This is a genomic window from Neobacillus drentensis (genome assembly GCF_036966985.1).
GTDB classification, from domain to species: Bacteria; Bacillota; Bacilli; order Bacillales; family Cytobacillaceae; genus Neobacillus; species Neobacillus drentensis_E.
The window spans coordinates 1-540 of the sequence record NZ_JBALSN010000544.1; the positions used below are offsets into that span (position 1 = coordinate 1).

At 46.1% G+C, this 540-nt stretch carries 1 protein-coding gene; it reads left to right on the forward strand.

Annotated features, from left to right (window positions below; all coding sequences use genetic code 11):
* Window positions 1-540 (forward strand): AMP-binding protein (locus V7659_RS27595; protein ID WP_335543272.1); only part of this gene is annotated, 540 nt, incomplete at both ends.

Genomic DNA, 540 nt, shown 5'->3' on the forward strand with positions numbered 1-540 from the left:
GAGGGGCGCACGTTCTTAAATCAAGCGCCGTTTTCTTTTGACTTATCAGTGATGGATCTCTATCCAACGCTTCAATCAGGCGGCACGCTTTACTGTTTAGTGAAAGATCTTGTGAATAAGCCGAAGGATATGTTTGCAGCGCTTGGTCAATCTGACGTTGAAGTGTGGACATCCACACCTTCCTTTGTGCAAATGTGCTTAATGGATCCTTCCTTTACAGGGGAGCTTTTACCAAAGCTAAACGTTTTCCTTTTCTGCGGTGAGGCACTTCCTGTCTCTGTAGCAAGTGCGCTTCTTGAGCGTTTTCCTAAGGCGCAGGTCTTTAATACGTATGGTCCAACTGAAGCAACTGTTGCGATTACATCGATTGAAGTCACGCAGGAGATTCTTGATCAGCACGATTCTTTACCAGTGGGTTATGCCAAACCGGATACAGATATCGTCATTTTAGATGAAGAAGGCAAGACACTCCCTGATGGGGAAAAAGGGGAAATTGTCATCGTGGGGCCAAGCGTCACGAGAGGCTACTTAGGTGAACAA